Genomic DNA, 18,480 nt, shown 5'->3' with positions numbered 1-18,480 from the left:
CTGGAGTTGGATTTACATTGTTTACTCCTGTTGTTCCGTTAGCCTTAGCTTGTTCCACTCCTGCGTTTGTTGTCGTATTGTCAATCGCAGTCTTCGCTGCGTCTGCTTTCGCCTTAGCATCTTCCTTAGCTTTTGCTTTCTCTTCATCTGTTAAGTTGTTGTTCGCATCAATCGCATCGTTCTTAGCTTTTAATGCGTCTTCTACTGCTTTCTTAGCCGCTGGTTTCGCTACTGGCGTTGGATTTACATTGTTTACTTCTGTTGTTCCGTTAGCCTTAGCTTGGTCTACAGCCGCGTTTGTTGTTGCGTTGTCGATCGCTTGTTTCGCTGCGTCGGCTTTTGCTTTCGCATCAGCTTTCGCTGCGGTTTTCTCTTCATCTGTTAAGTCATTGTTTGCGTCGATTGCTTTGATCTTATCAGCTAACGCGTCTTCTATCGCTTTTTTAGCCGCTGGTTTTGCCACTGGTGTTGGATTTACATTGTTTACTTCTGTTGTTCCATTAGCCTTAGCTTGTTCCACTCCTGCATTTGTTGTCGCGTTATCGATTGCTGTTTTCGCTGCATCAGCTTTTGCTTTTGCATCTTCCTTAGCCTTTGCTTTCTCTTCCGCTGTTAAGTCGTTGTTCGCGTCAATCGCATCATTTTTAGCTTTTAGGGCATCATCTATTGCTTTTTTAGCTGCTGGTTTTGCCACTGGCGTTGGGTTTACTGAACCTACTGATGTTGCTCCATCAGTTTTTGCTTGTGTTACTGCATCATTTGTAGTAGCGTTGTCGATTGCTTGTTTCGCTGCATCGGCTTTCGCTTTTGCATCTGCTTTAGCCGCAGTTTTTTCTTCCGCTGTTAAGTCGTTATTCGCATCGATCGCGTCGTTTTTAGCTTTAAGTGCATCGTCTATTGCTTTTTTAGCCGCTGGTTTCGCCACTGGCGTTGGATTTACTGAATCTACTGATGTTGCTCCATCAGTTTTAGCTTGAGTTACTGCATCATTTGTTGTCGCGTTATCGATCGCTTGTTTTGCTGCATCTGCTTTTGCTTTAGCATCTTCCTTAGCTTTTGCTTTTTCTTCCGCTGTTAAGTCGTTGTTTGCATCGATTGCGTCATTCTTAGCTTTTAGTGCATCGTCTATCGCTTTTTTAGCCGCTGGTTTCGCTACTGGCATTGGATTTACGTTGTTTACTTCTGTTGTTCCGTTAGCCTTAGCTTGTGTTACTGCATCATTTGTTGTTGCGTTGTCGATTGCTTGTTTTGCTGCATCTGCTTTTGCTTTAGCATCTTCCTTAGCTTTTGCTTTTTCTTCCGCTGTTAAGTCGTTGTTTGCATCGATTGCGTCATTCTTAGCTTTTAGGGCATCATCTATTGCTTTTTTAGCTGCTGGTTTTGCCACTGGCGTTGGGTTTACTGAACTTACACTTGTTGCTCCATCAGTTTTAGCTTGGTCTACCGCTGCGTTTGTCGTCGCATTGTCAATTGCAGTCTTCGCTGCGTCTGCTTTTGCCTTCGCGTCTTCCTTAGCTTTTACTTTCTCTTCCGCTGTTAAGTCGTTGTTTGCGTCGATCGCATCGTTCTTAGCTTTAAGTGCATCGTCTATTGCTTTCTTAGCTGCTGGTTTTGCTTGTGCTGTTGGAGTTACTGAATTTACTGATGTCGCTCCATCGTTTTTAGCTTGTTCTACCGCTGCATTTGTTGTCGCGTTATCGATTGCTTGTTTCGCTGCATCAGCTTTTGCTTTCGCATCTTCCTTAGCTTTTGCTTTTTCTTCCGCTGTTAAGTCGTTATTCGCGTCAATCGCTGCTTCCTTAGCTTTTAATGCATCATCTATTGCTTTCTTAGCCGCTGGTTTTGCCACTGGCGTTGGGTTTACTGAACCTACTGATGTTGCTCCATCAGTTTTAGCTTGGTCTACCGCTGCGTTTGTTGTCGCGTTGTCAATCGCGGTCTTCGCTGCGTCGGCTTTTGCTTTCGCATCTTCCTTAGCTTTTGCTTTCTCTTCCGCTGTTAAGTCGTTATTCGCGTCAATCGCATCGTTCTTAGCCTTAAGTGCGTCATCTATTGCTTTTTTAGCCGCTGGTTTCGCCACTGGCGTTGGATTTACTGAATCTACTGATGTTGCTCCATCTGTCTTAGCTTGTTCTACCGCTGCGTTTGTTGTCGCGTTGTCAATCGCAGTCTTCGCTGCGTCGGCTTTTGCTTTCGCATCTTCCTTAGCTTTTGCTTTCTCTTCCGCTGTTAAGTCGTTGTTCGCATCAATCGCATCGTTCTTAGCTTTAAGGGCATCATCTATCGCTTTTTTAGCCGCTGGCTTTGCTTGCGCCGTTGGATTTACTGAATCTACACTTGTTGCTCCATCAGCCTTAGCTTGTTCTACCGCTGCGTTCGTTGTCGCGTTATCGATCGCTGTTTTCGCTGCGTCGGCTTTTGCTTTAGCATCTTCCTTAGCTTTTGCTTTCTCTTCCGCTGTTAAGTCGTTGTTTGCGTCAATCGCATCGTTCTTAGCTTTTAGGGCATCATCTATTGCTTTCTTAGCCGCTGGCTTTGCTTGTGCTGTTGGGTTTACTGAACCTACACTCGTTGCTCCATCAGTTTTAGCTTGTTCTACCGCTGCGTTTGTTGTCGCATTGTCGATCGCAGTCTTCGCTGCGTCGGCTTTCGCTTTTGCATCTTCCTTAGCTTTCGCTTTCTCTTCCGCTGTTAAGTCGTTGTTCGCGTCAATCGCATCATTTTTAGCTTTAAGTGCATCATCTATTGCTTTTTTAGCCGCTGGCTTCGCTTGCGCTGTTGGAGTTACTGAACCTACTGATGTCGCTCCATCAGCCTTAGCTTGTTCTACCGCTGCGTTTGTTGTCGCGTTATCGATCGCTTGTTTTGCTGCGTCAGCTTTTGCTTTTGCATCTTCCTTAGCTTTTGCTTTCTCTTCCGCTGTTAAGTCGTTATTCGCATCGATAGCTGCTTCTTTTGCTTTTAATGCTTCATCAACTGCATTTTTCGCATCAGTTTTCTTTTGACTTGCTTGTGGATTGACACTTTCAACATCAGCAACACCTGATGTTTTAGCACTATCTACAGTTGCATCTGTTGTCGCATTGTCGATAGCTGCTTTGGCTGCCGTTGCTCTTGCTTGTGCATCTGCTTTGGCTGCATTCTTCTCTTCTGTTGTTAAATCATTTCTTCCATCAAGTTGTGCTATTTTCGAATTTAGCGCATCTTCAATAGCTTTCTTAGCTGCTGGTTTCGCTACAGCCGTCGGAGTTACTGAACCTACACTCGTTGTCCCCGCCGTTTCCGCTGAGTCCACAGCTGCATTCGTTATCGCGTTATAGATTGCTGTTTTTGCTGCATTCGCTTTTGCCTGTGCATCTGCTTTGGCTGCATTCTTCTCTTCTGTTGTCAGAGTATTATTCGCATCAATTGCAGCTTCCTTCTCTCTTAAAGCTGTATCGATAGCTGCTTTTGCCGTATCTTTCTTAGTTACTACCGGGTTATCATTGCTAATCGCTGTTGTTCCTGATGTTTTCGCATTATCTAATGCAGCTTTTGTCGTTACCGAGTTATCATTAATCGCTGTTAAAGCTTTTGCTTTATCGGCATTAACTTTTTCGATTGCTGCTGCTTTTTCTTCTGCAGTTGCGTTTGTATTCGAATTAATTTCTGCAATTTTATTGTCTGCAGCTGTATTAATCGCATCAATTGCAGGTTGTTTATTTAAACTTACATATTCTGATAAGGATTTTGTATCAGTTGAACCATCTTTATATGTCACAACAAGATTTCCATTAGCATCTTTTGTAATCGTAGAAATTCTTGTCGCTTGATTATCTACAGCTTGCCCTCTCTTACTTGTAAGATTTGCATCATCATTAGTTTGAGAGTATTCAATTTTTACTTTTTCTTTAATCTTTTCAAACTCTTCTGCAGTTACATTCGCAGGATCTATAACACTTACCGTACCTTCAGGTGCTTTAATATCATATTTTTTAGTTTGGTTTTTCACTACGAATTCAACATATCCCGCTATTTTTTGACGTTCTGCAGGATTAGTAGTTGCATTAATTCTTCCGTTAAAAGGTGCACTTTCCCCATTGTTGTCATCTTTTGCAACGATAACACTTGTCCACTTTTTACCATCTCCTAAGTTAGTAGTTCCAGTCATTTTAATTGTTGCTGTTTTCTTATCTTCAGACACAGAACCTTCTCCACTAGTTACTGCACTATCAACAATATTCCCTACTGCTAACCCAAAACTAGTTGCATTATTGTAGTTAATATCACCAGGACCACGAAGTTTTAGATCTTTAATTTTAGATTCATCCGTTGCAGTAAATGTTAGGTCTGTTTCTTCACCAGAATATATATAAATATTTCTGTTCGCTTCGTTTGAATACGGTAGATTAACAACCGGCGGAATATTTTTTTGTACAATTTCACTTACCGGTTTTGTCTTCGTAGAACCGTCTGTAAATGTAACAACAATATTATTTCCAACGATATTAACCGATTGAATAACATCCTCAGGATGTTCTACTAAAGTTCCACGTTTATCTGCAAACCTTGCATCTTCATTTGTTGTTGAATATTCTAATTGAATACTATCTTTAATTTTCTTTAAATCTTCCGCTGTTGGGTTAGTTAAACTACTTACAGAAATTTTCTCATCAGTACCCTGAGATCTTAATGCATACTTTTTCGCTTGTGATTTTAATACTAAGTAGAAATATCCTGGGTCTGCAATACTATCACCTTTTTTAAGATTCTCTCTACCTTGATCATCAACTACCTGAATATAACGAGTACCAACATTTAATGTTTGGTTTTCTTGTTTTGTGTAATCCCTATGTTTTTTTAGTATGTCATTCGGTCGACCCGTAATGACGATTTTCGCAGGATTCGCTTGACTCGCATCAGATGTTACTCCCGTTGTCTCTGCACGGTTTATTACTGTAGCTGTGAATCCAAATTCAACATCTAAGTCATTATCCGTACCTGCAACATTTGGGAATCTTTGTCTTGATCCTTTCTTAATCGTTGCATAACGAATCTTTCCTGTTTCAGAATATACCGGAATTTCTAATGAAAAGTGCTCTTCGTTATAGATATAGATTTTTTTCTCATCTGGAATAGAGAATGAGAAATCTACCTTCGGATCTTGATTGACAGCCGCACGGAATGCAGTATTCTTTGCTATCTCTTTTCCAGTACGAGGATCCTTTGCTCCTGTATTTTCAATTGAGTTAGTCTCAACTTTTTTCTCCACATTTTCAGCTTTTTTGCCTTCTGTTTCATTTGGAGTTGTAGAATCAACTACTGGAGTTTCTTTTTTCTCAACTGGTTTATTTCTTAGTTTTGAGTTAACAGAAACCACTAATTTTTGATATGCTTTAGTTAGCTCTTCTTGTGTTGTCGCACTTTCTAAAGTTGCTTTTGCTGCATTTAAGTCTGCTACTAAATTAGCTACACTTTCTTCTGTTTTGTTCGCATATGATCCACTTGAAATCTTTCCTTCGATTTCACTAATAAAGCCTGATAGTTGTGTTTTATCTAATGTTTTAACAGTCTCTTTCGCTGTCTCTTGTTCAGTTTCTTTTACCCCTAATTTTGCAGCTACACCTGCTGCTACTTCCTCTTTTGTAGTTTCCTTGGCAACTGGATTAGCAACTACTTTTCCAGAGACTGCGCCACCTAATGTCGCACCTTCATTTTTTGAATTATCTGTTGTTGTGTTTTTTGAAACTTCTTCACTAGCTTGTGCCACTGCTCCAGCACCAAAAAAGATACTTGCACCTATTACTACTGATGCAGTACCTACTTTGAATTTTTTAATCGAGTAAGTTTCTACTTTTGTTCCTTCTTTTGTTTTCTTTAAATATTGATTATTTTTTCCTATCACCGATGCATCCCTCCTTAAAAATTTTATCGCTTCGACTTAACTGACTTTTTTCTTTATTTCAATGAATAATAAAACATAGAAAATATGCATTACTATCCTATTTTATAATCATTATTTCACAACTAATATCTTATCAAGTTCCAAAACTTTTTTCAAATCATAGGTACTCATAAATAGTAGAATATATATTAAATTATAAAATATATTTTCTGTTATAAGAAAAACCAAATTACCCTTAACATTATTGCTTTATATTCTTTATCAAAAGCAACTTAAAAGAATTATAAAATTACATCTATAATAACTTCTTCACTTATTGTATTTATAACTTTTCTCTAGGTAATTCAACCTTTTTTTACTTCTTTTTTCTTAATTTATACGAATCATATAATTCAAAAAATATTTCTCAATTATAGTTTTGTTAAAATGATCATAATTAATCCAATATAAAATATTATAATATAGTTACATAAATTTTAGTTAAAGTATATATGTCAACTACTATTAACTCTGTAAAATTTACATAAAATAGACTTCAATTATCTATAGCAAAAAAAGAGCTGACTCGACAAAATCATTTTTGTCAAATCAGCCCTTTAGCATTAATCTATTATTTGTATATTTTCTCTAAAAATATCTTTATTACTAAATAGTATTTCATATATTCTAGCTACCTTAATATCATGTTCAAAGTTCATACTATTTTTACTATTCAGAAGTGGATGGAGAACGATTCTACCATTTCTATTAATCTCTCTAATAATAGCTGTCTTAGCCTGTTTTACAGCCAGTACTCTAAAATTATTCGTAGAGAAATTCGCCTTGTAATCTTCTTTAGTAGTGTTTGTCAGTATGTGTAGTAAAATCCTTTGAATTTTCTTATTACTATATCTTTTAGTAGCTATTAAATTTACTAAATTTCTGTAATTTTCTGTTTTAAGCGCTACTTCATAGATTCTATTTTCTAATCCTTCACTAACATCATAAATCCTCTTAATTCCTTCTTTACCTAAAGATAAAATCTTATATTTTAAGTACGGAAATAACTCTGATTCTGATGCTATATTTTCTTTCCTTAGATTAGTAAGCATGTCTTTCGAAAGATACTTTTCAATCTTTCTATCATTTATATTATTTCTTATAGCTGTGGCACTAAGATGCTCTTCTTCCAACATCTCGGAGTTATTCAATCCTTGCCCCTCTCTTTTTATAGGTATCATTTGGATATTTAATCCCGCTTCCCTAATGGCTTTATAATAACTATACGCCAAACTAAAATTCGGATTATTATTTTCCAATCCATATAATACACTATTAATCTTAGCGTGACTAAGTCCTGTTTTTAACAATTTTCTATATTCTTCTTCGTTTGCATTTTGCTGTTTTGTGTAAATTTCTTCGAATATACTCACATCGTCATTTTCAGTTCCGAAGATTAAATGTGTAATTCCAGCACCGGATAATATCTCTATACTCTTTTTAGCAAAATCATCACCATATGCGACACTCCCAAGATAAGGTAGTGCAATGACCATGTCACAACCACTTCTAACGGCCTCTCTAGCACGAGTATAACCATCAACTATCGCAACTTCACCCCTTTGAGTGAAAAATTCACTCATTACACAGATTACTTCTCCTTTATTTTCATCTGCTATTTTTCTTGCACATTCTATTAAATATCTATGTCCGCTATGTAACGGATTAAATTCCGCAACTATTCCAATTCGCATTTTTCCACCTCACTTTTTTACTGTTTTTGTATAAATATAAAAGATAGCGAGTTTTTCACTTAATACTTATAAATACTAAGCAATTCCCTCGCCTTCTTTTTTTCTATTCTTTATTTTCTTCTGTAGTAGATGGATTTGATACTACTTTTTCCATATCATTATCTTCGAAAATATCTACTGTCCAACCTACTAGACTTCCATCTTCTGCTGTGACTTTACTGATAGAGAACTGTCTCGGCTTTTTATCTTCATCAACCAATCTTCTAACTTCTTTTCTTCCGAAATCTAAAGCCTCTTTCTGAGATTTAAAGATCTTACCTGTAGTACCGACACCTTCTGAATCAGACAGTTTTTTCCCTTTATAATCTTGTGGTTTCGGTGTTTTTAAAACCTCTTCTCCGGTATCTTTAATTAGATTTTTATTCTCATTTTGTGTAACTGTATTCCCTACTGAACCAGTTTCTTTTTTCTCAACTTTTTGTTCTTCTTGTTGTTTTTCTGATTGATTATTACTATTATCAACCTTGTTTTCTTTACTATCTTTTGGCTTATCCTCTTGTTCTTGTTTCTTATCATTTTGAGATGAGTCATTCTTCTGGGCTGGTTCTTCCTTACCAAAGTAACTAATCGCTAAAAAAATAATAGCCGCTATACCAAGCGAACAAATACCATAAAACAAAGTTTTAGTGAATCTAGTTTGTTTCATAACCTCATATCCTTCTTCATACTTACTCTTTATTATACCACTTCTTATAATATTTTGCGAAGATTTATAAATATTTATCTCGATATTTCTTCTCAAAAATACTATATAGAAAAACTCATAGCACTCTTTTTCTAGAGTTCTATGAGTTCGACTATTAACCTTCTGTAATTTTTACAACAACTTCACCTTTGTCGTTTCTACCTAATGTGTAGCTATAGTTTTTCTTATTCTCTTTTGCTAATCTGTTAATTTCTTCGTTAGCATAGTTATGTGCAGCTTCTGAATTATTAAATGTTCCAGGGGCTGTTGCTCCACCATTTGCTTCTGTTACTTCTTTTTTATCTTCTTTATTAGCATCATTTTTTGTGTTGTTAGTATTATTACTATTGCTACTACTATTATTACTGTTGTTAGTATTATTTTGTGTATTACTTACAGTTTTATTGGTATTACTTGATTTATTACTTTCTGATTTATTAGATGAGTTTGAAGAAGATGAGCTATCTCCATTATTAGATTCTTTATTCTCTCTATATTTTTCCTCATCACTCTTTTCTTTTGATTTAGATTTCGAGCTGTCTTTGTCTTTATCTTTACTCTTATCTTTATCACTAGATGATGTTGAAGTAGTTTCATTGTCTTTTTTCTTACTTGAACTATCTCCACCAGTAAAATAACTTATACCTATAAATAGAGCACTACATAAAAATATAGCTAATACAATTCCCCATAACACTTTCAATAATCTATTGTCTTTCATTGTATTCCCCTCCTTTGTTTCTAATATATTATAATACTATTTTATGCATATTTCCACTACTTTTTTATATTATAATTTATTTAAATAAAATTTAACTTAAATAATTATCTAGATATTTGTCATTTTTTTGAGAAATTCCGTCTCTTATTTTCGATATATTTAGTGTCAGAGGCCTAAGACAAAAAATAAATACAAAACAAGGGAGATTTTTATTATGAAAATTTTAAAAAAAGTTTTACATCTAAACTATAACGAACCTAAAGGGGAAAAACGCGTAGTTAAAAGTTATAACTTCGAAGTTGCTCCTACTGCTGAAGACACTGCTTTGAAAGAAGTCGGCGAAGAGTTAAAAAAACTAATTGCTAAAAACATTGAAGATATTGTCACAAGCACAAAAGAATCACTATAATTTTAGGAGGGAATTTAATTATGGAGAAAAAATTAAACATTTACTTTAATACTGATAACAAAAAAACTTATCACATCGCTTTATCATTTCCAAAAGATGATTTAAGCAAAGCTACTGTAGAGGCTGTTGCGAAAAAAATTGTTGATACAAAAGTTCTTAACAATGATAAACATACCCTTACAGGATTTAAAAAAGCTACTTATACTACTCGTGAAGTAAGCGAACTTCAATAATAGAAGGGAGGGAGGTGCGGTTCAATCCGCACCTTTTTTTATGGATATACTAAATTTTATCAATACTGTAGGCTTCCCTATTTTTGTAGCGGTATTTTTTCTGTTAAAGTTAGACAATACTCTACAAAATATAGGTAAAAGTTTAAACGAACTTACACGTATTATAGAAACAAAGTTAAATATTAATATCAAAGAATAGTTTAATATAAGGGAGTAAATATTATGACAAGTCAACAAACAATGGTTAACTGGGCAAAGGATAACGTCTATAAATGGATTGATATGGATGGAATGTACGGAGCACAATGCGTAGATCTAACTATGGCTTATGTGAAAAATTTCGCTAATTTCCAAATTTATGGTAACGCCATCGACTATCTAACTAATCCCATACCTCCAGGTTGGAGAAGATATTTTAAAGGAGATGCAGTAATAGCTCCTGGGGATATAGCAATTTGGCATTGGGGAGACTGGGATAACTACGGTCATGTCGGTATCGTTATAGAAGTAAATGAGGGGATTATCACCTCTGTTGAACAGAATGTTGATGGTACTCCTGACCGCGGTGGTATCGCTCGTATTATGAGTCGGGACGATACTTATCTCGCAGGATTTATCAGACCTAGCTACGATTCAACTGAAGAATGGACTAGAATTCCTGAAACTGGCTATTTCACAGTAGAAGTTCCATCTATAAATGTTAGAAATAAACCAAGCAAACTCGGAAAAGTTACCAGCACTTATTACAAAGGAGAACGAATCTACTATGATAGCTATGTAATTAAAGAAGGATTCGTTTGGATCAGCTATATTTCCTATTCAAATGAGCGTCACTACGTCGCTACAGGAACACATAACGGAAGTGAAAGAACTAGCACATGGGGAAGTTTTAGTTAGTAGATCTTTCAAAGCTAAATTTTATAAATAACATAAAAAAAGAAGCGACTGGATATTCCAATCGCTTCTTACTCTTATTTATTCTTTAATTATTTAACGCGGATGTAAACTGGTCCACTACCTAAGTTTGCAGTATTAATTACAGTTTGGTTTCCATTCCATCCACCGTGGATAGCTTGTCCGTTACCTGCGTAAACTCCGATGTGAGCTGCTCCCATACCACCATTTGCATAGTAAACTAAGTCTCCAGGTTGAGCTTGAGATGCTGGAACTACTGTTCCTAAGCTCATGTATCCTGCTGGCCAATCGTGGAAGTTGATTCCTACTGCTTTAAGAGCATTTGTTACTAACATTGTACAATCTTGGAAAGTTCCTAATTGAGCTAATGCAGCTTGGTAGATTGCAGCTCCTTTGTTTGAAGATGCTGCTTGAGTTGTTGCTGCAGCCGCTGGAGCTTGAGTTTTAGCTGTTACTGTTGGTGCTGCTGTTGCAACTGCTGGAGTTGCAGCTGGTTTTTCTGCTGCTTTAGCTACAGCTGGTGTAGCTACTGGTGTTTCTTTCTTAACTTCAGCTTTTGGAGCTTCTTCTTTTTTAGTTTCTACAGCTTTTGTTTCAGCTTTCGCTGGAGCCACTGGTGTAGCTGCCGCTTTTGACGCTGCAGCTGGAGCTGTTGGAGCTACTGTTGCAGCAGCTTTTGGTGCAACTGTTTGAACTGGGTCAACTTTAGCTACAGTTTTTTCTGGAGTGTTTTCCACTACAGTTGCTTTTGGAACTGTTACTTCAGCAGTTTTTACTGCATTTCCATCAACTTTTAATACTGTCCCAACGTAGATTAAGTTAGGATCTGAAATGTTGTTTAATTTAACAAGTTCGTCTACTGTAACACCGAATCTGTTAGCAACTTTTCCTAAAGTATCTCCTAATACTACTGTGTAGTATCCTTGTTCTTTAGCTTGAGCTACTTGAGCTACTGTTGTGTTATAAGTTAATTTATCTCCAGGGAAGATTAATGAACTTGTTAAGTTATTATCTTGCATAAGTTGATCAACAGTTGTTCCGTTGTTGATTGCGATATCCCAAAGAGTATCACCTTTCTTTACTGTATATGTATCAGCGTCTGCGATTTGCGCTAATCCTACTCCTACTGTTGATACGATTGCCGTTGCGGCTACTAATTTTTGTAATTTACTCATCTATTCTAATCTCCTTAAAATTAGGTTTGAGTCAAACGACTCATTTATCTATAATAAATACTGTTTTAATTTCTAAATTTTTAATTTCTATAAACTATTTTTTCTAAACTATAAATATCATAAACCTCATTCAACTTCTGTTGAACTTCGTTATATAATCTTGACATACTACCATTATATGTTCTCATGAAGCCTTTTTCAAGGTTTGTAACAATTTTGTAATAATAACGATAACTCTCTGTTACATTATGCAAAATTCGTAACATTAACGACGTTCTATAAGCAGTTCAATTGCATTTTAAGCGTTTTTATTATATAGTAAACCTGTAATTTTAAATTTTATTTTCAAGGGGGTTTTATGACAGATTTTAATACAGCTAGCTCCGCCTTAAAGATGATTCTTGTCTTCTTAGAAGGGCTTCTATCATTCCTTTCTCCTTGTGTAATACCTATATTACCTATCTATATCGGTATTCTTGCAGGAAAAAAAGAAATGAACGAACGCGGAGAACTAGTCTTCAATAAACGTAACACTATTACAAATACACTATCATTCGTACTAGGTATTTGTTCAACATTTTTCATCCTAGCTTTTGCAACAAGTTTTATTAGTATTTTCTTAAATGAAAATATTAAAACATTGCAAATCGTCAGTGGTGTATTAATCATCTTTATGGGATTATTACAACTAGGAGTATTTAAAATAGGATTCTTAAAACAAGAATTTTCAATAAAAAATAAAGTTAAAAGAAAAGGAAATAAAACTACTCCGATTCTTGCTTTTTTAATGGGATTCACTTTTAGCTTTTCTTGGACACCATGTATCGGACCAATCTTAGCCAGTGTTTTCCTGTATGCATCTAGTCATACTGGAATAATGAGTGTTCTTTTAATTCTTGCATACTGCTTAGGATTTATCTTACCGTTTATCCTTGTTGCATTCTTCGCTTCAAAATTATTAGAACTATTCAAAAAACATACAAACACACTAAAATACACACAAGTTATCTCAGGGATTATCCTTATCTTAATCGGTATCTTAATCCTGAGTGGATCATTTATCACTTTAACTAGATATTTTTCTTAAACTTGTGATTTGAATTGGAGGAAAATAATATGAAAAAACTAACAATACTTAGCGCAACTCTTCTTAGTAGTGCTCTAATTTTAAATGCGTGTTCTTCTGGCTCTTCAGAGAAAAAAGAAGAAACAAATAAACAAACTGCAACATCTTCAACTAGCGAAAATAAAGCTGTTCAAGCTTACGATTTCACAGCTATGGACAAAGATGGAAAAACAGTAAAACTTAGCGACTTCAAAGGTAAGAAAGTTTATATCAATATGTGGGCTAGCTGGTGCGGACCATGTATGAGAGAAATTCCAGAATTAGAAAAAGTATATCAAAAATACAAAAACAATAAAGACTATGTATTTTTATCAATGACTTCTCCTAATGATGCAGAGTTCAAAAACCAAAGTCCTCAAGACAAAGGTAAAGATGTAATCCTTAATAAAGCAAAAGAACTTGGGGCTACTTACCCTGTTCTTTTCGATGTCAATGACCGCTTCATCATAAACTACGCAATTCGTTCATTCCCGACTCACATCTTAATCAATAGTGATGGTACGTTTGAAACTAGAATTGCTGGTGCGGTGACAGAAGAATCACTTACAAAAGAATTAGAAAAACTTAAATAATAAATAATCCGAGTCTAATATGTTAATATACATTTGTAAACGAAGACTTCATGTCTCCTATAAATTTATGTAACTATCTAGATTCGGATCTTTTTCTAATTACTAAGATTACTTATCAGCACTGCTCTTCATCGTATTTTTCAACCACTTTTCAAGTAACTTGACATGAAGATTTTCTTCTTCACACTCAAAGATAGTAACTTCGTTTTGTTTAAATATTCTTTCTAACTTATTATTAAGAATACTATTCTTTTCATCTAGATTTGAATATCCAAAATACACTTTTGCATCAACTCTCTCTGCATATTTTAAGACATCTATTTCTTTTAATCTCATCAATAAATACTCTTCTCTTTCAGGATAGTTACGCGCATATTCTCTTATTCCATCATACACACCTACATCAAGATCATTATCAAAAATATATTTAAAATCAAAGTTCTGCACATTTGAAATAAATAGCCTATTAACTGACTCTCCTACAGCTGAAACCACAATTCCTATTGCTGCTCCTTGGCCTTTAGCAACAACATTCACCTCTAAATTCGGAAATTCTCTTTTTAGAATACTCACGAAATCTATCCCATCTTGATAGGCATAATTATAATATAACTCCTCATCGCTATTATTATTTAGAAAAGGAAAATAAATTGAAGCAGGTTGCTTATTTTCACTTCTCCCCCTATCTCCCCTGACATGAAGTGTTGCACCACTATACCCTAAGGCATAATAGTTCATGAGCCCTAAAAAGCCTCTAGGTACTTCTTCATAATCTGGAAATTCTAGTATAAATCCTTTATTATTAACTTTTTTAACGACAATCTCCGCATGAATTTTTGAATAATCTACAGCATCGAATTCAACTGTCAATAATTGAAATTCCAGCTCATCTCTAACAATATTAATCTTATAATTTAGTTCTCTTTCTTCTACTAAGTTCATTTTTCTATCGCTCCAGCACACATTTTTCCCTTTAATTATATCTTATTATCTTTGATAAAGATAACGTATAGCTTTATTACATCAAAATATACTCATTTCTATCACAAACATTTTACTCTCCTTTTTTTTAACATATTACTCACTACACTTACAATTAATTAAGTACACAAAAAAATAATCCTCAACACTAGGTTGAGGATTATTTTCAGGCTGTTGACAAATGCAGAAACTGCATGAGTCAGCAGCCTATTTTAATGAGAAAAAGTGCTGAAAATGTTATAATATAAGTATATAGAGGGGGTTTTTAGTATGTTTAATAAAAAAGAAAATATCAAAGATGAAATAATATTAATGACGTTATCAGAACTAGTTCCTACAAATCACTTTTTAAGAAAAGTAGCCGAAGCAATTGATTTTAAATTTATTTATGATTTGACAGAAGAATACTATAGCCACACATCAGGTAGAAATTGTTTAGACCCTGTAGTATTATTCAAATTAGTGTTTTTAAAAGATTTCTATGGAATAAAATCAATGAGAGAAACAATAAAAAGAATAGAAACAGATGCTGCATTTAGATGGTTTTTAGGGATACCATTTTCTAAACCAGTTCCACACTACTCTACATTTTCACAAAACTATATTCGACGATTCCAAGGAACTGATGTATTCGAACAAATATTTATAAATATAGTGAACCAAGCAATTGATAAAAAATTAGTTGGAGGCACTGAGTTTTTTACTGATTCAACACATATAAAAGCTAACGCAAATAAAAAGAAATTCAAAGTTGAAGTAACTACAAAAATAAAAAAAAGAAAATTAGATTTAGAAAAAGAAATAAACGAAGAGAGAGAAAAAATAGGAAAAAAGCCTTTTGAATATAAAGAAAAAGAAGAACTAAAAAGACAACGAGTTAACACAACTGATCCGGATAGCGGTTATTATCACAGAGACCATAAAGAAGAAGGTTTTATGTATTTAGACCATAGAACTGTCGATGGGAAAAACAATATAATTATAGATTGCCATATAACTCCAGGTAATACTCATGATAGCGGTCCGTATATAGATAGACTAAATCAGATAGAAAAAACCTTTGGATTAATACCAGGTAAAGTTGCGTTAGATAGCGGATATTATTCTCTAGACATACTAAAACAGTTAGATAAAAAAAATATATTTTCAGTAATAGGATATAGAAGATTCTCAAGATCAAAAGATAACAAATATTTTAAATACTTACAAGAAAAAGATATATATGTGGATAAACGAACAGGAGAAATATTTAGATACAGAAACATTGATAGAAATGGATATAAACAATATAAGAGTGATGATAAAAACGAAAAGAAAATAATAAGACGCCATATAAATGCGGATTATTATGATGAAGCTAGGTTAAGACGTATATCAAAAGAAGGAAAACTATTGTATAAGAGAAGAAAAGAAACAATAGAACGTAGCTTTGCGGATTCTAAACAAAATCACGGATACAGGTATGCACGATATAGAGGAAAAGCCAAAGTACAGTCGTACGCTTGGCTGTCTTGTTGCGTCCAAAATATGAAAACAATCGCATTAAGAGAGGTATAAACCCTCTTAATACTACTAAATACTACTGGATTTTTGCCTTAAGGCTTATTTTTTTTGAAAAAAAATACCATAACATCAATACTAGCTTGATATTTCGGTATTTTTGTCAACAATCTAAGTGTCTGAAAATATATTTTCAGACACTTTTTATGCTAATTTTTATTTAACGAAAAAATATATGATAAACCGTTTGTTATGACTCCAAATGCTAATATTTTAGCTATAGTTGCAAATCCTACAATAGGATTTAATAACATAATAAAAGAATAAATGATACCTAAAACTGCTAGAGCTATCTGTATCATATACCATTTTTGGTCCCTGTTTCTAAGTAGGCTTTGAAGGTGAAATATTGACATACTTAAAAAACTAAAAATAAATATCCATAAAATAACTATTAATGAAACAAATGGTACTAAGAACATACTTAGTCCAATTGCAAGGGATACTAATATATTTCCCCAAGGAATAGGTTTTAACTTTTTATATAAGCTATAAATTAAGAGTGCACTGGCAGCTAATAATTGTGTTATCCCAAATGCAATTGAATATGTAGCAATTGTATCTAAAGGATGATTCCATAAGAATAATCCGAAGATTAAGTAAAAAACACCAACGATAATATTTAGTATTTTCATTTTGACTCCTCCTAAATTTAGTATATGCTCATTGTAGCATAAAAGTTAAATTATTGCAATATCAACTCTTTATATAAAATCATAGGTCTTGTCTAGCAGATAGACGATAGCATGATCGGAGCCATGCGGTCATCGCCGGTCATCTGCGGTCAGACAAGACCTGTTTTTAGTAGTCAAAATGGTTGTAAGATGCTACAATAGGGCTATTAACATATCAAAGAGAATGGTCACGGTTAAGAAAATTGACGTTGTATTTTTTAATTTTCGAGTCAAAAAATAACTATGCCCCCCCAATTTCTAATAGGGGGGATAACACTTGGAAAATCATAGAAGCTTTAGAGAATGTAGTTGAACAAAGAATGGCAATAGCAGAAAAAAGATGGAGTCCTTTTTCAAAAACGTTCTCAATACCAAGTAGAGAAGAGATGGAGTGGACGGATATAATAGAAGGTAAATGGCAAGAAAGAGATTATACCCAAGATGAGCTTGACTATAAGGAGACCTTAAAAGTTCAATATGGTTTTGACGATAAAGCAGCAAGAATAATTGTAAAGCTTAAAAGAAATATTTATAATAATCCTAAAATAAGAAAAGATAGAAAAGACTATGTGTTTACGAGATTACTTGGTGGGTTGAGTTATGGTCATGAGGATAACGGTTTATTGAAACGGTTTATGTGGAATAATACAGCTGGTCAAATGTATAAAGATCTAGATATAAAGGAACAAATGACAATAAATTTCAAACTAACCGAAAGCGAATACGTATATTTAAAATATAAAGTTAGAATACAGCATGAAAATTATGGCTACTATAATACTATACAAAAAGAACTACTTCCACAATATAAAAAAACTATGGAAACGGTATTAGGACGTGAAATAACAGAGGATGAGTTTGAAAAATTGTGGAATAAACAGATAGATGCGTTTAAAGGTAAAACAGACTTTTCTCATCAATATATTACAATGGCTACGCATCTGTATGGAAAATCACGTCTTGCAGATTTGCGTGGAGGACATGAAAATACAAATGACATGTCAGGGTGGTTAGGTGATACAACAGATGTAGCCGATACTAAGCCAAGTATAGGGAATGATGATTATAAGGCTGATTTAGATGCGGTCAATATAATAAATATAATGAAAAAAAGAAACCTTGATTTTATAAATGTAAGTAATGAATATTACAACAATCTTGAAAATGGTATCCTCAATCGAGCAGAAGAATTTAAAAAAATATAGATCTTGAAAAATGAAAAATAAAATTTACAATCAACTTAGTGAAAAATATGTAGATGTAGAGGGGAAAAGGATAGCAAGAGTACCAAGTAATATAAATTACATAAAAGAAAATCATCATCCAACCTATAACTTTATAAAAAGTTTAGAAGATAATAAAAATGACATACAAGATTACTATAATGAAAAGTAGGTGCTTTCATGAAACAGCTAAGTAAAAAATGGAAAATATTTATAATAACAATAGTAGTTTTAATAGGAAGCTTCTATGGATATTATAAAATAAACAATAGAAATGCATTTGAAGAAATGTATAATTCATACTATAATTTTATACCGGCAACAGCATTATATAATATGCCCCAAATAGAGCCGATGCCAAGAGATGAAATAGGATTAGATATAGCAGAACTATATTATAAAGATACTAAGAATGATATGAAAATTGAATTTTCTCTTATATCTTTTAATAATGAAAAAAAGTAATACTAACAGGCTCTCCTTTGTTATAATATTAACGAAAATTATAGCATATAAAAAGTGTCTGAAA

General features: G+C 34.0%; 18 protein-coding genes. 10 read left to right on the top strand and 8 right to left on the bottom strand.

Annotated elements, in window-relative coordinates; translation table 11 throughout:
* The 4 genes from O3801_RS06730 to O3801_RS06715 all read right to left on the bottom strand — a co-directional run.
* The coding region (locus O3801_RS06730; protein ID WP_371454475.1) for a sialic acid-binding adhesin at positions 1–5,884 on the bottom strand (5,884 nt) is incomplete at its 3' end.
* A gap of 602 nt (positions 5,885–6,486) precedes the next feature.
* Positions 6,487–7,617 (bottom strand): tRNA(Met) cytidine acetate ligase, encoded by a 1,131-nt coding sequence (locus O3801_RS06725; RefSeq protein ID WP_294681713.1) that lies wholly within the window; start codon positions 7,615–7,617, stop codon positions 6,487–6,489.
* 103 nt (positions 7,618–7,720) lie between these two features.
* Positions 7,721–8,323 carry a sarcalumenin gene (locus O3801_RS06720; RefSeq protein WP_371454474.1) on the bottom strand — a complete coding sequence of 201 codons (603 nt, stop codon included), beginning with the start codon at positions 8,321–8,323 and terminating at the stop codon, positions 7,721–7,723.
* A 154-nt stretch (positions 8,324–8,477) separates the two neighbouring features.
* On the bottom strand, positions 8,478–9,083 hold the full coding sequence (locus tag O3801_RS06715; RefSeq protein WP_294681716.1) for a hypothetical protein: 606 nt from the start codon (positions 9,081–9,083) through the stop codon (positions 8,478–8,480).
* Between the two features lie 214 nt (positions 9,084–9,297).
* Here O3801_RS06715 and O3801_RS06710 point away from each other — a divergent pair, with 214 nt between their 5' ends.
* From O3801_RS06710 to O3801_RS06695, 4 genes are read left to right on the top strand one after another with little or no spacing between them, the layout of a single operon-like run.
* Entirely contained in the window at positions 9,298–9,492 is a 195-nt protein-coding gene (locus tag O3801_RS06710; RefSeq protein WP_060913399.1) for a DUF1659 domain-containing protein, read from the top strand.
* A gap of 20 nt (positions 9,493–9,512) precedes the next feature.
* Positions 9,513–9,725, top strand: coding sequence for a DUF2922 domain-containing protein (locus O3801_RS06705; protein WP_294681719.1), 213 nt, complete (start codon positions 9,513–9,515; stop codon positions 9,723–9,725).
* Positions 9,726–9,765: 40 nt separating this feature from the next.
* The gene (locus O3801_RS06700) at positions 9,766–9,924 is read left to right on the top strand and encodes a YvrJ family protein (RefSeq protein WP_081450713.1); all 159 of its coding nucleotides are present in this window, start codon (positions 9,766–9,768) and stop codon (positions 9,922–9,924) included.
* Positions 9,925–9,947: 23 nt separating this feature from the next.
* Positions 9,948–10,622: a CHAP domain-containing protein gene (locus tag O3801_RS06695; protein ID WP_294681721.1), complete on the top strand. Its 675-nt coding sequence runs from the start codon at positions 9,948–9,950 to the stop codon at positions 10,620–10,622.
* Positions 10,623–10,711: 89 nt separating this feature from the next.
* Here the strand turns inward: O3801_RS06695 and O3801_RS06690 are convergent, their stop codons facing one another.
* Both O3801_RS06690 and O3801_RS06685 read right to left on the bottom strand, forming a co-directional pair.
* Entirely contained in the window at positions 10,712–11,815 is a 1,104-nt protein-coding gene (locus O3801_RS06690) for a LysM peptidoglycan-binding domain-containing protein (protein ID WP_371452915.1), read from the bottom strand.
* 80 nt (positions 11,816–11,895) lie between these two features.
* A complete protein-coding gene (locus tag O3801_RS06685) occupies positions 11,896–12,081 on the bottom strand; it encodes a hypothetical protein (protein ID WP_294681910.1) in 186 nt (61 codons plus the stop codon).
* Between the two features lie 92 nt (positions 12,082–12,173).
* Between O3801_RS06685 and O3801_RS06680 the strand changes: the two genes are divergently transcribed.
* Both O3801_RS06680 and O3801_RS06675 read left to right on the top strand, forming a co-directional pair.
* Positions 12,174–12,902, top strand: coding sequence for a cytochrome c biogenesis CcdA family protein (locus tag O3801_RS06680; RefSeq protein WP_294681908.1), 729 nt, complete (start codon positions 12,174–12,176; stop codon positions 12,900–12,902).
* A 29-nt stretch (positions 12,903–12,931) separates the two neighbouring features.
* Positions 12,932–13,513 (top strand): TlpA family protein disulfide reductase, encoded by a 582-nt coding sequence (locus O3801_RS06675; protein WP_294681907.1) that lies wholly within the window; start codon positions 12,932–12,934, stop codon positions 13,511–13,513.
* Positions 13,514–13,621: 108 nt separating this feature from the next.
* Here O3801_RS06675 and O3801_RS06670 read toward each other — a convergent pair whose 3' ends face one another.
* Positions 13,622–14,455, bottom strand: a complete 834-nt coding sequence (locus O3801_RS06670) for an acetylxylan esterase (protein WP_294681906.1) — start codon at positions 14,453–14,455, stop codon at positions 13,622–13,624.
* A 309-nt stretch (positions 14,456–14,764) separates the two neighbouring features.
* On the opposite strand from O3801_RS06670, the gene O3801_RS06665 reads away from it, so the two are divergent.
* A complete protein-coding gene (locus tag O3801_RS06665) occupies positions 14,765–16,051 on the top strand; it encodes an IS1182 family transposase (RefSeq protein ID WP_371454473.1) in 1,287 nt (428 codons plus the stop codon).
* Between the two features lie 152 nt (positions 16,052–16,203).
* Here O3801_RS06665 and O3801_RS06660 read toward each other — a convergent pair whose 3' ends face one another.
* Positions 16,204–16,689 carry a DUF308 domain-containing protein gene (locus O3801_RS06660; RefSeq protein WP_371454472.1) on the bottom strand — a complete coding sequence of 162 codons (486 nt, stop codon included), beginning with the start codon at positions 16,687–16,689 and terminating at the stop codon, positions 16,204–16,206.
* A gap of 359 nt (positions 16,690–17,048) precedes the next feature.
* Here O3801_RS06660 and O3801_RS06655 point away from each other — a divergent pair, with 359 nt between their 5' ends.
* The 3 genes from O3801_RS06655 to O3801_RS06645 are packed head-to-tail and all read left to right on the top strand — an operon-like array spanning position 17,049 to position 18,416.
* Complete coding sequence (locus O3801_RS06655; protein ID WP_231124726.1) at positions 17,049–17,933, top strand: hypothetical protein; 885 nt, start codon at positions 17,049–17,051, stop codon at positions 17,931–17,933.
* A gap of 10 nt (positions 17,934–17,943) precedes the next feature.
* Complete coding sequence (locus tag O3801_RS06650; RefSeq protein WP_003147520.1) at positions 17,944–18,123, top strand: hypothetical protein; 180 nt, start codon at positions 17,944–17,946, stop codon at positions 18,121–18,123.
* A gap of 8 nt (positions 18,124–18,131) precedes the next feature.
* On the top strand, positions 18,132–18,416 hold the full coding sequence (locus O3801_RS06645) for a TipC family immunity protein (protein WP_003147518.1): 285 nt from the start codon (positions 18,132–18,134) through the stop codon (positions 18,414–18,416).
* Positions 18,417–18,480: the final 64 nt, after the last annotated feature.

Source organism: Gemella sp. 27098_8_149 (assembly GCF_041433745.1).
GTDB lineage: Bacteria > Bacillota > Bacilli > Staphylococcales > Gemellaceae > Gemella.
Note: the sequence above shows the minus strand (reverse complement) of the source record. Positions and strands in the feature narration are given on the sequence as shown.